This is a genomic window from Vibrio ostreicida (genome assembly GCF_013074385.2).
Taxonomy (GTDB): domain Bacteria; phylum Pseudomonadota; class Gammaproteobacteria; order Enterobacterales; family Vibrionaceae; genus Vibrio; species Vibrio ostreicida.
Genome location: NZ_JABEYA020000002.1, coordinates 445,368 through 462,973 on the forward strand (window position 1 = coordinate 445,368; position 17,606 = coordinate 462,973).

Here is a 17,606-nt window from a genome sequence, read left to right on the forward strand (position 1 = left end):
GACCTGCAGTGAATCAACCACTGGTTGATTCGAATAATGGTGCGGAAGGAGAGACTTGAACTCTCACACCTTGCGGCGCCAGAACCTAAATCTGGTGCGTCTACCAATTCCGCCACTTCCGCGTATTATTCTATATGTAGTTTATGTCAAGATGGTGCGGAAGGAGAGACTTGAACTCTCACACCTTGCGGCGCCAGAACCTAAATCTGGTGCGTCTACCAATTCCGCCACTTCCGCTTCTTGAAACTACAGGACTGAATGCTAAGGCGAACAGTCTAATTTAATGGTGGCTACGACGGGATTCGAACCTGTGACCCCATCATTATGAGTGATGTGCTCTAACCAGCTGAGCTACGTAGCCACTCGTGAGCGAGACAATATAAACCTTCCCGCTCTTAGTGACAAGCCTTTTTCTATAGGGCTTAGCACTTTAAATAAATGGCAGGTCTACCTGGATTCGAACCAGGGAATGGCGGCATCAAAAGCCGCTGCCTTACCACTTGGCGATAGACCTGCAATGAATCACTCAATGAGTCATTCTAATCATGGTGCGGAAGGAGAGACTTGAACTCTCACACCTTGCGGCGCCAGAACCTAAATCTGGTGCGTCTACCAATTCCGCCACTTCCGCATTATCCCTAATCACTTTCTCAGACAGAAAGGTAGTAATGGTGGCTACGACGGGATTCGAACCTGTGACCCCATCATTATGAGTGATGTGCTCTAACCAGCTGAGCTACGTAGCCATTCCAATAACGTCCTAATCAATAAGCAATGTTATTGTTGGGAACGGCGCGCATTATGCGAAGTTGAGACAAAATCGTCAATAGTTTTTTTGAATAAATCAGCACAAAACAGTTGTTCGGTTTCTTTTTAAGCAAAGAGGCGTGGAAACGATCGAAAAGTGGTAGCAAAATATGGTCGTTTAACTCATTTAAGTGAAATGTGGCTAGACAGAAAACAATAAAGCCAGCACTCGTGCTGGCTTTGAAAGTCAATAACTTGCAATGAAATTACACATTAAAACGGAAGTGAACAACATCCCCATCTTTGACGATGTATTCTTTACCTTCTAAACGCCATTTGCCCGCTTCTTTTGCGCCACTTTCACCTTGGTGAGTGATAAAGTCATCATAACCCACCACCTCGGCTCGTATGAAACCTTTTTCGAAGTCGGTATGTATTTTACCTGCAGCTTGTGGCGCGGTCGCCCCGACAGGGATGGTCCAAGCTCGGACTTCCTTTACGCCAGCGGTGAAGTAGGTATGGAGCGTTAACAGCTCGTAACCGGAACGAATCACACGATTTAGACCGGGTTCTTCAATCCCCATATCGGCAAGGAATTCCTCGCGGTCTTCATCATCCAGTTCGGAAAGTTCGGATTCTATGGCTGCACAGACGGGGACCACGACGTTATTTTCCTTCTCGGCAAACGCCCTTACTGCATCCAGATAGGGGTTGTTTTCGAAGCCATCTTCGTTAACGTTAGCGATGTACATGGTCGGTTTGAGCGTCAAGAAGTTCAGGTAGCCTATGGCGGCGAGTTCTTCTTTGGCCAACTCAAGGGTTCGTGCCATTCCGCCTTCGGTTAACACGGGAAGAAGTTTTTCCAGCACAGTCAGCTCGAATTTTGCGTCTTTGTCACCGCCTTTGGCTTTTTTAGCGTTGCGCTGGATGGCGCGCTCACAAGCATCAAGATCAGCCAGAGCCAGTTCTAGATTGATGACTTCAATGTCTTCAATCGGTGATACTTTGCCTGCCACATGGACAATGTTTTCATTTTCAAAACAGCGAACAACATGGCCTATAGCGTCTGTTTCACGGATATTGGCCAGAAATTTATTTCCTAAGCCCTCACCTTTGGAGGCGCCCGCAACAAGACCTGCTATGTCAACGAACTCCATTGTCGTTGGCAAGATCTTTTGTGGGTTAACAATTTGTGCCAGAGCGTCAAGGCGAAGATCCGGTACAGGCACAACGCCAGTATTTGGCTCAATAGTACAGAAAGGGAAGTTAGCTGCTTCTATTCCTGCTTTGGTGAGTGCGTTAAACAGAGTCGACTTACCTACGTTAGGTAGACCAACGATGCCACATTTAAAACCCATGATAATAAACCTTATTCTGCTTTGAACGTATGTAGCCGATTTTGTGCTTTGGATAAGCCATCCTTTAAAAGGATATCCAAGCTGCGGACAGATTCGTCGACTGCGGCATCAAGAAGTTCTTGTTCTTTAATGGGCGCTTTACCTAGGACAAAACCCGCTACTTTATCTTTGTGTCCCGGATGGCCAATGCCAAGTCGAAGACGATAGAAGTCTTTGCTATTTCCCAATTTGTTGATGGTGTCACGCAGGCCATTGTGGCCACCATGACCGCCGCCTTTTTTAAACTTAGCGATTCCCGGAGGTAAGTCCAATTCGTCGTGCGCTACCATGATTTCTTGCGGAGAAAATTGGTAGAACTTTGCCATTGCGGCAATCGCTTTGCCAGAAAGGTTCATAAACGTTGTAGGGATGAGTAATCGAAGATCCTGACCATTGATCATGATGCGTCCGGTCATGCCATAAAACTTAGCGTCATTTTTAAGCGTGATACCGTGAACGCGTGCGAGCTCTTCTACTACCCAAGCGCCAGCATTATGACGGGTTCTGGTATATTCGGGCCCAGGATTAGCCAAGCCGACAAGAAGTTTGATTTGTTGACTCAAGGTGAGGATCTCTCTTGGAATCTCAAAAAGCGCAGTATCATAGCACAGAAATATTACTTCGAGCGAGTGTACTGGACTGGCTTGGCTTGTCATATAAAAAAAGCACCCCTAATCAGGGGTGCTTAAACCATGTTTCAGAGATGAGTAATCAGTTAAACATCGCAGAAATTGATTCTTCATTACTAATGCGGCGAATCGCCTCAGCGAGCATACGAGACAAGCTCAAGGTGGTGACTTTGCCCGTTGCCTGCATTTCTTTGGATTGAGTAATTGAGTCGGTAACGATGACTTGATCCAAGACTGAGTTTTTGATGTTTTTGGCGGCGTTGCCAGAGAAGACCGCATGGGTTGCGTAGGCAAAAACACGTTTTGCTCCACGCTCTTTCAGTGCTTCGGCTGCTTTACACAACGTACCACCTGTATCAATCATATCGTCGACAATAACACAATCACGGCCTTCCACTTCACCTATCAGGTTCATGACTTCAGACACGTTCGCTCTTGGACGTCGTTTATCAACAATCGCGATATCAATGTCGCCGAGCGCTTTTGCTGTTGCACGTGCGCGGACCACACCGCCAAGATCGGGTGAGACGACAACTGGATTCTCCAAACCGCGTTCAGCCATATCATCAAGGAGGACAGGCGTGCCGAATATGTTGTCGACGGGGACATCAAAAAAGCCTTGAATCTGTTCAGCGTGGAGATCAATCGTTAGAACGCGATCAACACCAACGTTGGACAGAAAATCGGCCACGACTTTCGCGGTAATAGGGACTCGAGCAGAACGGACTCGTCGGTCTTGGCGAGCATAACCAAAGTAAGGAATAACGGCTGTAATACGGCCCGCTGAAGCGCGGCGCATTGCGTCAATCATCACTACCAGTTCCATTAGGTTATCGTTAGTGGGTGCGCAGGTGGATTGGATGATGAAAACATCACTACCACGTACATTCTCGTTGATTTGTACAGCGACTTCGCCGTCAGAAAAACGAGATACAGTTGCGTCACCAAGAGAGATGTAAAGACGATCAGCAATACGTTGGGCTAGTTCAGGTGTAGCGTTACCAGCAAAGAGCTTCATATCAGGCACAGTGGAAACCTCAGGGTTGCGTCCAGTATTTAGATAGATAGATTGTGAGCTAAGCGATACTTAGCGAGCGTCTCATACAAAGGGGAGATGTTTTTCCCTTTTGCCACAAAAGCAAAGACGCTGTCAGAGCGTTTTTCAAGGACCTGTTTTGCTTCGCGTTGACTCGAAAACTCAGCAAAAACGCAGGATCCAGTCCCTGTTAGTCTTGACGGCGCGTATTGTAGCAGCCAAGAAAGTTGCTTATCAACCTCTGGATAAAGCATTCTCACAATTTTTTCGCAATCGTTTTCGTCGGCAGTGTCAAGAAGTGTTGCCACGTCACGTTTTGGCGTGTTTCTGGGTAATTCTGGGTGAGCAAAAATATCGGCAGTCGCGATACTGATATTTGGTTTAACCACGAGATACCATTTTTCATCAGGTTCGACTGGTGTGAGATGTTCACCAATCCCTTCGGCAAAGGCGGCAAAACCACGCGTAAAGACGGGCACATCTGCGCCGAGTGAGAGCCCTATATCCGCCAATTGATCGACGGTCAGTTGAGTTTGCCATAAATGGTTCAACGCGACCAAGGTTGTGGCGGCATTTGAAGAGCCTCCCCCAATACCTCCGCCCATCGGTAGCACTTTATGGATCTTTATATCTGCGCCCAAAACACGCTCTGATTGCTGCTGTAAAGCCGTCGCTGCTTTCCATATGAGATTATCAGTTAACACCACACCGGATAAATCCGGAGTAATGGTGATCGTTCCACTGGTGTTGGCTGTGATTGTCAGTTCATCGCCATAATCAAGAAACTGAAATAAGGTTTGTAGCTCGTGGTAGCCATTGTCTTTTTGGCCTGTGATATACAAAAAAAGGTTCAGTTTAGCCGGAGAGGGCCAGAACGTAGTTTCCGCTATCATGGTTCAAGGTTCCAATTTGTGATCACCATATTGATGGATATCTCGCCCTGCCTCAATTTGAGTTTCTGTGGTAAAGGTAGCGGCGTCCCTTCGTAGGTGATGTCCTGATAATTCAGGTATTCGAGGTGCCAAGATTTATCATTGATGGTTTTGGTTAGAGAAGCCAGAGTATGTGTCGGGTTAAGCTGGTGCTGGTCAGCTCCTGTTGGTCTGCCAAGAAACCAGTCGTTGAGCTGCTCAACGGGGAGGGCTAGCCCCGTTAACCGTTTGATCAAAGCCTGAGCATCATGTGCATAGAAGGTGTCACCATCGTAGGTTTCGACTGAGGAACCAGAAGCGTCGATTTTCATATTGAGAGCCGTCTGGCCGATAAAGGTTGTGAGCCTTAACTGGGTGAGGGTGACTTGGTGTCGCCAATGAAAATTGAGTGACTGGCGCTGTGCAGGAGAAATATATCCCAGCTTTCCGCTTGCCGAGTAACGGTCGATGCTGGCCAATCGCTGTTGGTGTGTTTGCCATTCTACGTTGGTCGTACTAGTGTCAATAGTTGTACATCCTGAAAGAATTAAACTACTGAGAAAAAAGATGAAGATGGGACGAAAGTAAGCCGTCATTGTTGGTTTTTTATCCATTTTGGCGCTTGTCTTTTGTCACACTATATCACTGATGTGATAGCGTCGTAAAAACATCTTCCGAATACCCTTTAATTAAATTGGGCCATACAGTAAAATTCCGGTCTTATTTGTTCATTTGCTGATTCAGAGAACCGAGATCACATGTCTTTGCTTGCTATAGGTATCAACCATAATACGGCCTCAATTGAGCTGCGTGAGAAAGTCGCATTTGGTCCGGATAAATTACCTCAGGCACTGGCGCAACTTGGTACCCACCCTCACGTCAACGGCAGTGTCATTGTCTCGACCTGCAATCGGACGGAAGTATATTGTGATGTGAAAACGTCGGGCCGTGGCAAAGTTATCGATTGGCTGGCACAGTTTCATCAGGTTAACCCAGAAGATTTAAAGCCAAGTTTGTACATTCATGAAGAGCAAGCTGCTATTCGTCATTTGATGAGGGTATCTTGTGGGCTCGACTCTCTAGTGTTAGGTGAACCCCAGATTTTGGGGCAAATCAAGCAAGCTTATTCCGAATCTCGCGAACATAAAACCGTCGATACGGCAATGGATAAGTTGTTTCAGAAAACTTTTTCTGTGGCCAAACGAGTTCGTACCGAAACGGATATAGGGGGCAATGCTGTTTCGGTTGCTTATGCGGCTTGTACGCTTGCTCGGCATATTTTTGAGTCTCTTAAAGACTCGACCGTGTTGCTGGTTGGAGCGGGTGAGACGATTGAACTGGTGGCCAAACACCTTGCGGGCAGCGGGTGCAACAAAATGATTGTTGCTAACCGAACCCGCGAGCGGGCGCTTGCGCTTGCTGAACAGTTTGGCGCGGAGATAATTAGCTTACCAGAGATACCGGACTATCTCCCGCGGGCCGATATCGTGATAAGCTCCACCGCTAGCCCTTTACCTATTATTGGCAAAGGAATGGTAGAAACCGCACTGAAAGCTCGCCGCCATCAACCCATGTTGCTGGTGGATATTGCGGTTCCACGCGATGTTGAATCTCAAGTTGCGGACCTTAATGACGCATACCTTTACTCGGTTGATGACTTGCAGTCGATTGTGGAAAACAATATAGAGCAGCGTAAAGTTGAGGCGATTCAGGCAGAAGCCATTGTGAGTGAAGAAAGTGCAACGTTCATGTCTTGGTTACGTTCGCTGCAAGCCGTTGACAGCATTCGAGATTATCGCAATGCGGCGAATGATATTCGCGAGGATGTCTTGAACCGAAGTTTACAGTCGCTGGCGGCAGGAGCCGACCCAGAAAAAGTGCTACTGGAACTCAGTAATAAATTAACCAATAAGCTTATTCATGCCCCCACCCGTGCATTGCAAAGTGCAGCACAACAAGGGGAACCCGCTAAGCTACACACCTTGAGACAAAGTTTAGGTCTTGAAGATTCCTAATTTTTGTTGGTCGTTGCGACGGCCAACCTATCGACCCCTGAGTTAACAAAAACTATGAAAGCCTCTATTCTAACTAAGCTAGAAACCCTTGTTGAACGGTATGAAGAAGTTCAACATTTACTTGGTGACCCTGGTGTCATCGGTGATCAAGATAAATTCCGTTCTCTCTCAAAAGAGTATTCTCAATTGGAAGAGGTGACTCAGTGTTTTCAGGCTTTTCAGCAAGCGCAAGACGATTTGGCTGCGGCGGAAGACATGGCAAAGGAAGACGACGCTGAAATGCGAGAAATGGCTCAGGAAGAAATGAAAGAAGCCAAAGCCACGATTGAACGTCTCAATGACGAACTGCAAATTCTGTTGTTACCGAAAGACCCAAATGATGATCGTAACTGCTTCCTTGAAATTCGAGCGGGTGCAGGTGGAGACGAAGCGGGCATTTTTGCTGGTGATTTATTCCGGATGTACAGTAAATTCGCTGAAAAGAAAGGGTGGCGTATTGAAGTGATTTCTTCAAATGAGTCAGAACAAGGCGGTTACAAAGAGATGATTGCTAAAGTCAATGGCGAGGGCGTTTACGGAGTGCTGAAGTTTGAGTCTGGCGGTCATCGTGTGCAACGTGTTCCAGCAACGGAATCTCAAGGACGGGTTCATACTTCGGCATGTACGGTTGCTGTGATGCCAGAGATCCCTGAAGCAGAAATTCCAGAGATCAAAGCGGCGGACCTTAAAATTGATACGTTTCGCGCCTCGGGAGCGGGTGGTCAGCACGTTAACACGACCGATTCGGCTATTCGTATTACCCATTTACCGACGGGCACCGTGGTTGAATGTCAAGATGAGCGTTCACAACACAAAAATAAAGCGAAAGCGATGTCTGTTTTGGCGGCACGGATTATACAAGCAGAAGAAGCTAAACGGGCGGCTGAGGTCTCGGATACACGACGAAATCTGCTCGGCTCTGGGGATCGTAGCGATCGGATTAGGACTTATAACTATCCGCAGGGGCGGGTCTCTGATCATCGAATTAATCTGACGATTTATCGGTTGAGTGAGGTGATGGAAGGGGAATTAGTGACGTTAGTGGACCCAGTCATTCAGGAATATCAAGCCGATCAACTGGCAGCACTTGCTGAAAGTCACTAAGTGATGATAATCCTCACGACCATTGAGCAAACGTTAAAGCAGGCGTCCAAAGCGCTAATGGAGAGCGGCAGTGATTCGCCTTCCCTTGATGCGGCGGTACTGCTTTGCCATAGCTTAGGTAAACCCCGTTCGTTCTTGCTCACTTGGCCTGATAAACCACTTCAACCGGAACAACTTGCAGATTTTGAGGCAATATTAGACCGCCGCCTTAAAGGCGAACCTGTCGCCTATATCATTGGAAAGCGAGAGTTTTGGTCATTGCCATTGAAAGTGTCACCTTCTACCTTGATTCCTCGGCCAGATACTGAGCGTTTAGTGGAAATCGCGTTAGAGAAAAGCGAGGAAATATCGGGTGATATTCTGGATTTAGGGACTGGAACCGGCGCTATTGCACTGGCGTTGGCCTCTGAACTTCCAGATCATCAGGTATGGGGAGTCGATCTCCAAAAGGAAGCTCAGCAGTTAGCTCAGGACAACGCGCAGCGTTTGCAATTGACGAACACTCAGTTTTTGTCAGGCAGTTGGTTTGACCCTTTGCCATCTGGTACAAAGTTTGCTTTGATAGTTTCAAATCCGCCTTATATCGATGAAAAAGATCCTCATCTGTCTCAGGGCGATGTGCGTTTTGAACCTTTAAGCGCCTTAGTTGCTGAGGATAAAGGATTGGCTGATATTCAGTTTATTGCAAAACGTGCTTTGGATTTCTTACATACCGATGGCTGGCTGATGTTTGAACACGGTTTTGAACAAGCAGAATCGGTCCAAGCTATTATGAGTGATTTTGGGTATCAAGAGATAAAAACGTATAAAGATTATGGTGATAATGACCGAGTAACTGTCGGTCAATTGCCATCAATAAAGCAAGAGAGATAATTATGTACGAAGGCTTGAAGCACTTTCATTTGCTGACCATTGGCGTCAGCGCAATCCTATTGTCGGTGCGCTATGTGTTGATGATGACCAACTCAGATCTTCTGGAAAAGAAGTTTTTAAAAGTATTTCCTCATATCAATGATACCTGCTTATTGTTGTCTGGTATCGGCTTAGTTGTGATTACTGGGTTTATTCCTTTTACATCGGCGGCGCCGTGGTTGACGGAAAAGCTCACTTGTGTGCTTGCGTATATTGCCTTGGGTGTCTTTGCACTCAAGTTAGGCAAAAATAAGTTGTTCAGAACATTTTCGTTTTTTGGCGCGCTAGGTTGGTTAGCCATGGCAGGTAAAATTGCGGTGACCAAAGCGCCAATGTTTTTGAGTTAATAAGCAACAGGTAATCAACATGCTTGAATTGTTTGATGAAGATTTTGATGCAATGGAGCTTGCCGAAGGGGCGCTGATATTAAATAAAGCGGTCGACCCTTCTACTGAGGTGACTTGGGCGGAGCACGAACTGCGTCGGTTGCTTCAAGAGGCTCAGTCATGTCTGCGTCATGATGGTGATGAAAAACAAGGTTTTGATTCACTCTTGAGATTGTTTTATTGCCAATGGGGATTCTGTGGCGATCACAACGCTTACTTTGATTCGGCCAATGCGTTTATTGATAAAGTCCTTGAACGACGCAGAGGGATCCCTGTCAGTCTGGGCGCTTTACTGCTTTATTTTGGCCGAAAGCTGGGCTTTCCAATATCGGGTGTTACTTTCCCGAGCCAGTTTTTGCTCAAATTGGAATGGCCCGGTGAACCCCCACTGTTTATCAATCCGTTCAATGGTGAGTATGTGTCCAAACATATTCTCCGAGCGTGGTTGATTGGTCATAGTGGTCCGTTGGCGAAACTCGAATCTACCCACCTCAAAGTCGTTGATAACCCGACGGTCATTGGTCGATGGCTCGCGTTAATTAAGAGTGCGTTGTTGCGCGAGGAACGCTATACCTTAGCGCTTAAGTGCACTGATTTAGCGTTAACCTTTGTCCCCGATGACCCTTATGAGATCCGAGATCGTGGGTTTATTTACCAGCAGTTGGATTGTCACCAAGTGGCGCTGAGTGATTATCAGTATTTTATTGACCAATGTCCGGATGATCCTGCCACTCGATTGTTAAAAAATCAGGTCAATGCGATGAGTCAGACTCAGGTTACCCTGCATTAAGTCCGTCCTAGGTTGGACGACACGTTGAAAGAGAGAGAGTAAAATGGAACAAAAAATCGTTCATGTTGGTGATATTCCAGTGGCTAACAATAAGCCCTTCACTTTGTTTGCTGGTATGAATGTGCTTGAGTCGCGAGATCTGGCGATGCAAATTTGTGAACATTATGTCCAAGTCACAGATAGATTGGGTATCCCTTACGTTTTTAAAGCGTCTTTCGACAAAGCAAACCGAAGTTCAGTTCATTCATATCGCGGTCCTGGTCTAGAAGAAGGGATGAAGATCTTTGAAGAGCTCAAAGAAACCTTTGGTGTAAAAATTATTACGGATGTTCACACAGAAGCACAAGCTAAGCCGGTGTCTGAAGTGGTGGATGTGATTCAACTGCCGGCATTTTTGGCTCGTCAAACCGATTTGGTTGAAGCGATGGCAAAAACAGGTGCTGTGATTAATGTTAAAAAACCTCAGTTTATGAGTCCAGGTCAAGTCGGAAACATAGTCGACAAATTCGCGGAGTGTGGGAATAGCAACGTCATTCTTTGTGAACGAGGTTCGTGCCTGGGTTATGACAACCTCGTGGTTGATATGCTGGGCTTTGGTGTGATGAAAAATGCGACCAAGGGTAGCCCGATCATCTTTGATGTGACCCATTCTTTGCAAATGCGTGACCCTTCTGGTGCAGCGTCCGGTGGCCGTCGAGAACAGACGGTAGAATTGGCCAAAGCAGGTCTTGCGACGGGCATTGCTGGGCTTTTCATTGAAGCGCACCCAAATCCGGACCAAGCAAAATGTGATGGTCCTTCAGCGTTGCCACTGGATCAACTGGAACCTTTCTTGACACAAATGAAGGCGCTGGATGATCTGGTTAAAAGTTTTGCACCCATCGATATCCGTTAGACTGAAAGCAAAAGGTTAGCCATTGGCTAACCTTTTTTGTATTCCCATCGGCGGATTACGCTGGATGAATCATATACTCACTGTTGATTGTGAAATCATTGATGGGTCATAGTCAATGCTGTTAACGGATAGCCTTCCACGTTAGTTCACAGTCAAATCTTTGCTTGTGAACCTCTCCTGAAGCATGTGCAATCGGATCGCGTTATTACATACTTATATATCAATTAAAGTGATCAAGTCTAAATAAATATGAAATTAATATGTCATGCCAAAGTGGTTAATTTAGACTAGCCAAAATTTTACTGGGTACTCAATCATTCAATGCTCCACATTTGGGCATTATGAGTGCTCAATATTCAAAACAGTGAAATCTTCACAACTTTAAAGGTATGACAATGAAGCAACGCCTGATTGTAAAAACCGCATTGAGCGCCGCTATTCTTGCCACATTAGCTGGTTGTGCCTCGGCACCGACACACGAGTGGAAAACCGACAAAACCTATAAACTGACCGTACTGCACACCAATGATCATCATGGACGTTTTTGGCAGAATAAATACGGTGAGTATGGAATGGCTGCACGTAAGACGCTGATTGATGACCTACGCGCGGATGTGGAATCGGAGGGCGGCAGTGTTCTTTTATTGTCAGGGGGGGATATCAATACTGGTGTGCCTGAGTCAGATTTGCAAAATGCTGAACCGGATTTTAAAGGTATGAGCAAAATCGGTTACGACGCGATGGCATTGGGTAACCACGAGTTCGACAACTCACTTGAGGTACTGTTTCAACAGAAAGAGTGGGCAAACTTCCCCATGTTATCGGCCAACATTTATGACAAAGAAACAGGTGAGCGTATGTTCCAAGCTTACCAGATGTTCGATAAACAAGGGATTAAAATTGCGGTTATCGGTCTGACGACAGAAGACACGTCTAAAGTAGGCAACCCAGAGTTTATTGGTGGTCTTGAGTTTAGAGATCCCAAGAAAGAAGCCCAAAAGTTAATCGCTGAAATTAAAAAGACAGAACACCCTGATCTGATTTTTGCGGTAACGCATATGGGGCACTACGAAAACGGTAACCGGGGTATTAATGCGCCGGGTGATGTGGCCCTTGCTCGTTATCTGGATGAAGGTTCTCTCGATATGATAGTGGGCGGTCACTCTCAGGAACCTGTATGTATGGAAGCGCCGAATGTGGTTAAGAAGAACTTCAAACCATCTGACGAGTGTAAACCAGACCTTCAGAATGGTACGTACATCGTTCAGGCTCATGAGTGGGGCAAATATGTCGGACGCGCTGACTACGAGTTCCGTAATGGTGAACTTGAGATGGTGAGCTACGATTTAATCCCCGTAAACCTCAAGAAGAAAGTGAAAGTCAATGGTAAGAAACAGCGAGTGCTGATTGAGAGCGAAATTCCTCAAGATAAGGACATGCTCGACTTCTTACGTCCATACCAAGAGAAAGGCAAAGCGGAACTTGACGTCAAGATTGGGGAAATCAATGGTGAACTTGAAGGTGATCGTAATGTCGTTCGTTTCAAGCAGACCAACCTCGGGCGTTTGATAGCAGTTTCTCATATGGAACGTGCTAAAGCCGATTTTGCAGTCATGAATTCGGGGGGGGTGCGAGATTCGATTGAAGCGGGTAACGTGACCTATAAAGACGTTCTGAAGGTTCAGCCTTTTGCTAATATCCTTACCTATATCGATATGTCAGGCAAAGAAGTGCTTGATTACCTCAACGAAGTTGCGACTAAACCTGTTGATTCTGGCGCCTACGCTCAGTTTGCTGGTATCTCAATGACGGTTGCCAATGGGAAAGTGTCGGATGTCGTGATCGGTGGCGCGCCACTGAGTTTGGGTAAGACTTACCGATTTACGGTACCAAGCTTTAACGCAGCAGGTGGCGATGGTTACCCTAAATTGACGAATCATCCAGGTTTCGTTAACACTGGCTTCGTAGATGCAGAAATTCTAAAAGAATTTTTGGAAAGTAATAGCCCAGTTGACGTAACTAAATTCGAACCATCGGGTGAGATCGTTTACCAATAAATTTGGTCATCATCCGGCCCCGCCATTCTCTCAGGCGCTGCTTTACGGCAGCGCTTTTTCATCCTCTAGGATAGTGTCATGACCCCAGCCATCAACCTCGCGAAAAAGAAAAAAGTGGCGTTTACTGTTCATCAATATGAGCATGATCCTGCCGTGGTGAATTATGGAATGGAGGCGGTACAAGCGTTAGGGCAAAATCCAGAACAAGTCTTCAAAACCTTGTTGTTCAGCCTGAATGGTGAGGCTAAAACTCTCGCCGTTGCAGTGATACCAGTGAGTCAAAAACTCAATCTTAAGTTGGCAGCCAAAGCGGCAAAGGTAAAAAAAGCGCAAATGGCCAATCCCGATATTGCTCAAACGATAACAGGCTATGTCGTGGGTGGAATTAGCCCTCTTGGGCAGAAAAAAACCTTGCCGACTTTCATTCATGACAGTGCCTTGGCACATCAAGTTGTTTATGTCAGTGCGGGAAAACGCGGCCTTGAAATTGAACTGACTCCGCAAGACCTTGCCGTCTTGACACAGGGCCAGTTTGTGTCGTTATGTGGGTAAACATCATGCATTGTTGCCGTGTTCAATCAGAGCGGCGTGTAAAAACGCCACTCCTAAATACGCCGTTACGTTGAGCAGAGGTTAACGGTCTTGCTCGTCTATTTGGGCATGATCAACGATATGGTTTTCGCCTAGATCTTTAGGCAATATTAAGTTGAGTAAAATGGCAACAATACCGCATAGGCTCACACCTTGGAGGCTAAATTCGCCGATGCCAAATGCCATGCCACCGATGCCAAATACCAATGTAATCGCCACAATCACCAAGTTACGTGATTGATGCAAATCAACATTGTTCTTGATCAGTGTGTTGAGTCCGACGGTTGCAATGGAACCAAACAACAAAATCATGATTCCGCCCATAACCGGCATAGGAATCGTTTGCAGTACTGCACCTAATTTCCCCACCAACGCTAAAACAATCGCAGAGACGGCAGCCCAAGTCATGATGACAGGGTTAAAAGCTTTCGTGAGTAGGACCGCGCCTGTAACCTCCGAGTAAGTGGTGTTGGGCGGTGCTCCAACCATAGAAGCGGCGATAGTCGCGATGCCATCGCCAGTCAGGGTGCGATGCAACCCTGGTTTTTTTAGGTAGTCTTTTTGAGTCACGTTTGAGATTGCTAACATATCTCCCACGTGTTCTACCGCAGGTGCAATGGCGACCGGAATCATAAACAGAATGGCATTGATGTTGAATTCTGGCATTGTAAAGTTTGGCATTGCTAACCACGCCGCATTTTGTACGGGTGAAAAATCGACCACACCAAAGGCTAGGCTGGCTATGTAGCCAACAACTATGCCGCCTAAAATCGGGGTGAGTTTTAGGAATCCCTTTGCAAAGACGCTAATTACAATTGTGGTGAATAGAGAAAGACTGGAAATGATCAGCGAAGCGTTAGCATCAATCAATTGTGTCCCATCGCCCCCTTTGCCCAGCGCCATATTGACGGCCACCGGTGCCAAACCTAATCCTATCACCATGATGACAGGGCCTACGACGACGGGGGGGAGTAACCGGTGTACGACCTCGACACCTCGGACTTTGATTATCGCGCCCATCAGGACATAGACACCACCAGCTGCCATAAGACCACCCATGGTTGCTGGGATCCCCCATGCTTGAACACCGTACAAAATCGGTGCGATAAACGCGAAGGATGAGGCAAGGAAAATCGGCACACTTCGGCGTGTAACTAACTGAAAAAGAAGTGTCCCCACTCCAGCGCCAAATAGAGCGACACTGGGGTCTAAACCTGTGAGTAGTGGAACCAAGACGAGTGCACCAAATGCAACAAAAAGCATTTGTGTTCCTTGAATGGCATTTTTCATCATGTATGTCCTTTAGTGGTGGCCAATCTACAAGCCGTCCAGCGCACTGAAAAATAAATTTTCCGGATTCTACCACCATGGCAATCGATTGCAATTGAGTTCGGAGCAAACAGTGAGGCGCGAGTGTGAGAAGATTTGGCACTTATAAACACATAAAACCGTGCATTAGTTGCTCCTTTTTCGATAGTTGCTTATCATCCGAAGTTGCAATGTTCAATTGACCGTAGGAAAGCTATGCGACATTTCGTTTTGTTGGCGTTAGGGTTGGTCGGGTTTCCGGCTGCCGCTCTGACTAATGTAGATTTATATCAGACTGAGATAGTACTCGATCAAGCGACCGACAAAGGTGACGCGCAAGCTCGGGTAGAAGGCATGAAAGAGATCATCATTCGTGCTTCGGGAAGTCAAAGCTCGGTGTCGAGTCCAGTGGTACAGAAGGCGTTAAGAAAGAATGGACAATACTTGTCTCAAATGAGTTACGGCGAATTGGAAGGCAAAAAGACAGTGAGACTCGGTTTCAACGCACCTCAAATTCGTTCGTTACTCAGCCAAGCACAGCTACCTATATGGCCAGCATCTCGATCCAACCTACTTGTGTGGTTAATTGAAGAAACTCAATTTGAGCGCAATATACAGTGGGAGCACTCAGAGTCGGGGGTGTTGCGTCAACTCAAAGAGCAAGCGCAAAAAAGAGGCTTACCTTTGACCTTACCTGTCGGGGACATAGACGATATTACCCGTGTTGCCGTGTCTGATCTTTGGGGTGGGTTTACACGTCCGGTAGGAGAAGCCAGTCAACGTTACCCTGCGGAAGCGGTTTTGATTGTCCGTGTTCAGGGTGAAGCACTGAGGTGGACGCTCTATGACCAAGCACCAGCCAGCATTGGCCTTACTCAACAGGCGCCGTTATCTGGGGCAAGCCGTGGTGAAGCTGGCGCAACCCAGCTTATCGACCAATTGAGCGATTTTTACGCCAAGAAAAATGCTGTTGTTGTCGCGAGTGAATCGTCACAAACACTTAAGGTGAGATTCACCTCGTTAGGTAATGCAGTGGACTTCTTTTCTTTGGAAAGGCAACTCAAGAAACTCAGTTCTGTTGCCTCATTGGACATTGTGAAAATTCAAGGTAATCAAGTTGTGTTCAATGTCCATCTGATTGCGTCTCAGCGTGAATTTGAACAAGAGCTGAGTCGGGTCCCACAAGTTATTAAGCCACTTGAGACTGCCCAGCCTCCTGTGCCTGAAGTCATAGAGGGTGTTGTTGAAAATCCTGATGAGGTAGGCTCTCTTCCACAGGGATCGGAAATAAGCCTGTCGCCACATATATTAACGTTTGGCTGGCAAGGGCGTGCTTCATCTGATGCTGACATAGTAGAAGAATCAGATGAAACGGACGTGATGTTGGAAGCCTTTGAGGAATTCTAATAAAAAAGGTCTGGCATTGGCCAGACCATGATCATTCGAATCGTTCTTTCTCTTGTTTTTCGACTTTAGAGAGTCGAGTGAGGGTGAGGCCTAATTCTTTCCCTCGTGCTCTTGCAAAGAGAATATTGCCGATAAAGGCTGAGAACGTGAGGGCTAACTCTACAAGAGCAAGTGAGCGTTCTCCGCCATCGATATAAACAATGGTTAAAGCGTGTAAAAAGTAGAGCATTAAAACAAAGTTAGCCCAAGCATGGGTATAGGGTTTGGCTAACAGGATGCCTGGTAATGGTAAGAGCAAGGGGATACTCCATGCTAACGCTAAAACGAGATTATTGAGATGAGGATGGGGTGATAGGCTAACTTGCCAAAGCACGACCCAAGCCAACAATCCCAAATTTCCGCATAGTGCCAGTCTTCTGAATTGCTTGGTGCTCGTTTGCATTTGCTGCATGCTATGAATCCTTCATTTTAAGTGCGGTGGTGGCCAGCCTTTTACCCAATTGTTGGGCCAGTTCTATTTCATCCTGACTCAAAGTATGACCGTCGTGGCTGACAGAAGTCGCACCATAGGGAGTCCCCCCACTTTTGGTGGTATGCAGTTTGGGCTCTGAATAAGGGATACCTAAAATCATCATGCCGTGATGAAGCAGTGGCAGCATCATACTTTGGAGCGTGGTTTCTTGCCCTCCATGCAGGCTGGAAGAAGCACTGAATACACAAGCAGGTTTATCTATCAGATCACCAGACACCCACAAGGGGGTTGTCTGGTCCCAGAAATGTTTCAGTGATGCCGACATATTGCCAAACCATACAGGACTGCCCATAGCCAATCCGTCACAGCGTTTGAGTTCCTCTATCGACAATACCGGGTCTTGGAGGTGGGTTTGCTCGCTCAGATCAGTGACGCTGCGCAACAGAGCATGACAATGCGGTATTGACTCTACGCCTCGAGCAATCTGTCGCGCGAGTGTTCGTGTTGTACCATGGCGGCTGTAATAGAGGACGACAATATCACAACTCATAGTATGTCAAGGACCTGTTCTGGTGGTCGACCAAGTTTGGCGTGGCCCTTGCTAACCACAATAGGGCGTTCGATTAACTTCGGGTTTTTGGCCATCGCTTCAAACAATTGTTCATCGGGGGCATCTTTTAAATCAAGGGTCTGATAGATCTCCTCCTTGACTCGCATCATCGCCCGAATATCCGCTAAATTTAGCTGACTATACAATTGCTTGAGTTCAGCCACAGTCGGAGGTGTATCCAGATACTTGATGATTTCAGGCTCTATGCCTTTTTTTTGAAGCAAGGTTAACGTTTGACGGCTTTTTGAACAGCGTGGGTTGTGAAAAATCACGACGGACATAATGTATTTCTCCCAAAAT

General features: G+C 46.6%; 18 protein-coding genes and 6 tRNA genes. 9 read left to right on the top strand and 15 right to left on the bottom strand.

The window, feature by feature from the left end; all coding sequences use genetic code 11:
• Positions 1–37 precede the first annotated feature (37 nt).
• The 11 genes from HLM86_RS05765 to lolB form a co-directional block, all read right to left on the bottom strand.
• Positions 38–122 (bottom strand) — tRNA-Leu (locus tag HLM86_RS05765).
• A gap of 30 nt (positions 123–152) precedes the next feature.
• Positions 153–237 (bottom strand) — tRNA-Leu (locus tag HLM86_RS05770).
• 47 nt (positions 238–284) lie between these two features.
• Positions 285–361, bottom strand: a tRNA-Met gene (locus HLM86_RS05775).
• A gap of 78 nt (positions 362–439) precedes the next feature.
• A tRNA-Gln gene (locus HLM86_RS05780) sits at positions 440–514 on the bottom strand.
• A 32-nt stretch (positions 515–546) separates the two neighbouring features.
• A tRNA-Leu gene (locus HLM86_RS05785) sits at positions 547–631 on the bottom strand.
• A gap of 38 nt (positions 632–669) precedes the next feature.
• A tRNA-Met gene (locus HLM86_RS05790) sits at positions 670–746 on the bottom strand.
• A gap of 267 nt (positions 747–1,013) precedes the next feature.
• Positions 1,014–2,105 carry a redox-regulated ATPase YchF gene (ychF, locus tag HLM86_RS05795; protein ID WP_076587558.1) on the bottom strand — a complete coding sequence of 364 codons (1,092 nt, stop codon included), beginning with the start codon at positions 2,103–2,105 and terminating at the stop codon, positions 1,014–1,016.
• An 11-nt stretch (positions 2,106–2,116) separates the two neighbouring features.
• On the bottom strand, positions 2,117–2,707 hold the full coding sequence (gene pth, locus HLM86_RS05800) for an aminoacyl-tRNA hydrolase (RefSeq protein WP_076587600.1): 591 nt from the start codon (positions 2,705–2,707) through the stop codon (positions 2,117–2,119).
• A 148-nt stretch (positions 2,708–2,855) separates the two neighbouring features.
• A complete protein-coding gene (locus tag HLM86_RS05805; RefSeq protein WP_076587556.1) occupies positions 2,856–3,800 on the bottom strand; it encodes a ribose-phosphate pyrophosphokinase in 945 nt (314 codons plus the stop codon).
• Positions 3,801–3,829: 29 nt separating this feature from the next.
• Positions 3,830–4,702 (bottom strand): 4-(cytidine 5'-diphospho)-2-C-methyl-D-erythritol kinase, encoded by an 873-nt coding sequence (gene ispE / locus HLM86_RS05810; protein ID WP_170882392.1) that lies wholly within the window; start codon positions 4,700–4,702, stop codon positions 3,830–3,832.
• The gene (lolB, locus tag HLM86_RS05815; RefSeq protein WP_170882470.1) at positions 4,699–5,316 is read right to left on the bottom strand and encodes a lipoprotein insertase outer membrane protein LolB; all 618 of its coding nucleotides are present in this window, start codon (positions 5,314–5,316) and stop codon (positions 4,699–4,701) included. The genes ispE and lolB overlap by 4 nt, the downstream gene beginning before the upstream one ends.
• Positions 5,317–5,478: 162 nt before the next feature.
• Here lolB and hemA point away from each other — a divergent pair, with 162 nt between their 5' ends.
• From hemA to ybaK, 8 genes are all read left to right on the top strand, one after another.
• Positions 5,479–6,735, top strand: a complete 1,257-nt coding sequence (gene hemA, locus HLM86_RS05820) for a glutamyl-tRNA reductase (RefSeq protein ID WP_076587552.1) — start codon at positions 5,479–5,481, stop codon at positions 6,733–6,735.
• A 54-nt stretch (positions 6,736–6,789) separates the two neighbouring features.
• Positions 6,790–7,878 carry a peptide chain release factor 1 gene (gene prfA / locus HLM86_RS05825; RefSeq protein ID WP_076587596.1) on the top strand — a complete coding sequence of 363 codons (1,089 nt, stop codon included), beginning with the start codon at positions 6,790–6,792 and terminating at the stop codon, positions 7,876–7,878.
• A gap of 3 nt (positions 7,879–7,881) precedes the next feature.
• Positions 7,882–8,751 (top strand): peptide chain release factor N(5)-glutamine methyltransferase, encoded by an 870-nt coding sequence (gene prmC, locus HLM86_RS05830; protein WP_170882471.1) that lies wholly within the window; start codon positions 7,882–7,884, stop codon positions 8,749–8,751.
• Positions 8,752–8,753: 2 nt separating this feature from the next.
• Positions 8,754–9,137: a SirB2 family protein gene (locus HLM86_RS05835; RefSeq protein WP_076587548.1), complete on the top strand. Its 384-nt coding sequence runs from the start codon at positions 8,754–8,756 to the stop codon at positions 9,135–9,137.
• A 19-nt stretch (positions 9,138–9,156) separates the two neighbouring features.
• Positions 9,157–9,966 carry a SirB1 family protein gene (locus HLM86_RS05840; protein ID WP_170882393.1) on the top strand — a complete coding sequence of 270 codons (810 nt, stop codon included), beginning with the start codon at positions 9,157–9,159 and terminating at the stop codon, positions 9,964–9,966.
• A gap of 43 nt (positions 9,967–10,009) precedes the next feature.
• Positions 10,010–10,861 carry a 3-deoxy-8-phosphooctulonate synthase gene (gene kdsA / locus HLM86_RS05845; RefSeq protein WP_170882394.1) on the top strand — a complete coding sequence of 284 codons (852 nt, stop codon included), beginning with the start codon at positions 10,010–10,012 and terminating at the stop codon, positions 10,859–10,861.
• 395 nt (positions 10,862–11,256) lie between these two features.
• Positions 11,257–12,918, top strand: a complete 1,662-nt coding sequence (gene ushA / locus HLM86_RS05850) for a bifunctional UDP-sugar hydrolase/5'-nucleotidase UshA (RefSeq protein WP_076587543.1) — start codon at positions 11,257–11,259, stop codon at positions 12,916–12,918.
• 78 nt (positions 12,919–12,996) lie between these two features.
• Complete coding sequence (gene ybaK, locus HLM86_RS05855) at positions 12,997–13,470, top strand: Cys-tRNA(Pro) deacylase (RefSeq protein WP_076587541.1); 474 nt, start codon at positions 12,997–12,999, stop codon at positions 13,468–13,470.
• A gap of 81 nt (positions 13,471–13,551) precedes the next feature.
• On the opposite strand, the gene HLM86_RS05860 is transcribed toward ybaK, so the two are convergent.
• The gene (locus tag HLM86_RS05860) at positions 13,552–14,799 is read right to left on the bottom strand and encodes a uracil-xanthine permease family protein (protein ID WP_076587539.1); all 1,248 of its coding nucleotides are present in this window, start codon (positions 14,797–14,799) and stop codon (positions 13,552–13,554) included.
• A 234-nt stretch (positions 14,800–15,033) separates the two neighbouring features.
• Here HLM86_RS05860 and HLM86_RS05865 point away from each other — a divergent pair, with 234 nt between their 5' ends.
• Positions 15,034–16,224, top strand: a complete 1,191-nt coding sequence (locus tag HLM86_RS05865; protein WP_170882395.1) for a DUF2066 domain-containing protein — start codon at positions 15,034–15,036, stop codon at positions 16,222–16,224.
• A 31-nt stretch (positions 16,225–16,255) separates the two neighbouring features.
• Here HLM86_RS05865 and HLM86_RS05870 read toward each other — a convergent pair whose 3' ends face one another.
• Genes HLM86_RS05870 through arsC form a run of 3 tightly spaced genes read right to left on the bottom strand, consistent with a single transcriptional unit; the run spans position 16,256 to position 17,587 of the window.
• Positions 16,256–16,675, bottom strand: a complete 420-nt coding sequence (locus HLM86_RS05870) for a DUF2069 domain-containing protein (RefSeq protein WP_076587535.1) — start codon at positions 16,673–16,675, stop codon at positions 16,256–16,258.
• Position 16,676: 1 nt separating this feature from the next.
• Positions 16,677–17,246 (bottom strand): NAD(P)H:quinone oxidoreductase, encoded by a 570-nt coding sequence (gene wrbA, locus HLM86_RS05875; RefSeq protein ID WP_076587533.1) that lies wholly within the window; start codon positions 17,244–17,246, stop codon positions 16,677–16,679.
• On the bottom strand, positions 17,243–17,587 hold the full coding sequence (gene arsC, locus HLM86_RS05880) for an arsenate reductase (glutaredoxin) (protein WP_170882396.1): 345 nt from the start codon (positions 17,585–17,587) through the stop codon (positions 17,243–17,245). The genes wrbA and arsC overlap by 4 nt, the downstream gene beginning before the upstream one ends.
• Positions 17,588–17,606 lie beyond the last annotated feature (19 nt).

Bases quoted from the DNA above. Each gene is read 5' to 3' on its own strand.
- ychF (WP_076587558.1), bottom strand. From the start codon at position 2,105: ATGGGTTTTAAATGTGGCATCGTTGGTCTACCTAACGTAGGTAAGTCG.
- ispE (WP_170882392.1), bottom strand. From the start codon at position 4,702: ATGATAGCGGAAACTACGTTCTGGCCCTCTCCGGCTAAACTGAACCTT.
- lolB (WP_170882470.1), bottom strand. From the start codon at position 5,316: ATGACGGCTTACTTTCGTCCCATCTTCATCTTTTTTCTCAGTAGTTTA.
- hemA (WP_076587552.1), top strand. From the start codon at position 5,479: ATGTCTTTGCTTGCTATAGGTATCAACCATAATACGGCCTCAATTGAG.
- prfA (WP_076587596.1), top strand. From the start codon at position 6,790: ATGAAAGCCTCTATTCTAACTAAGCTAGAAACCCTTGTTGAACGGTAT.
- prmC (WP_170882471.1), top strand. From the start codon at position 7,882: ATGATAATCCTCACGACCATTGAGCAAACGTTAAAGCAGGCGTCCAAA.
- HLM86_RS05835 (WP_076587548.1), top strand. From the start codon at position 8,754: ATGTACGAAGGCTTGAAGCACTTTCATTTGCTGACCATTGGCGTCAGC.
- HLM86_RS05840 (WP_170882393.1), top strand. From the start codon at position 9,157: ATGCTTGAATTGTTTGATGAAGATTTTGATGCAATGGAGCTTGCCGAA.
- kdsA (WP_170882394.1), top strand. From the start codon at position 10,010: ATGGAACAAAAAATCGTTCATGTTGGTGATATTCCAGTGGCTAACAAT.
- ushA (WP_076587543.1), top strand. From the start codon at position 11,257: ATGAAGCAACGCCTGATTGTAAAAACCGCATTGAGCGCCGCTATTCTT.
- ybaK (WP_076587541.1), top strand. From the start codon at position 12,997: ATGACCCCAGCCATCAACCTCGCGAAAAAGAAAAAAGTGGCGTTTACT.
- HLM86_RS05860 (WP_076587539.1), bottom strand. From the start codon at position 14,799: ATGAAAAATGCCATTCAAGGAACACAAATGCTTTTTGTTGCATTTGGT.
- HLM86_RS05865 (WP_170882395.1), top strand. From the start codon at position 15,034: ATGCGACATTTCGTTTTGTTGGCGTTAGGGTTGGTCGGGTTTCCGGCT.
- HLM86_RS05870 (WP_076587535.1), bottom strand. From the start codon at position 16,675: ATGCAGCAAATGCAAACGAGCACCAAGCAATTCAGAAGACTGGCACTA.
- wrbA (WP_076587533.1), bottom strand. From the start codon at position 17,246: ATGAGTTGTGATATTGTCGTCCTCTATTACAGCCGCCATGGTACAACA.
- arsC (WP_170882396.1), bottom strand. From the start codon at position 17,587: ATGTCCGTCGTGATTTTTCACAACCCACGCTGTTCAAAAAGCCGTCAA.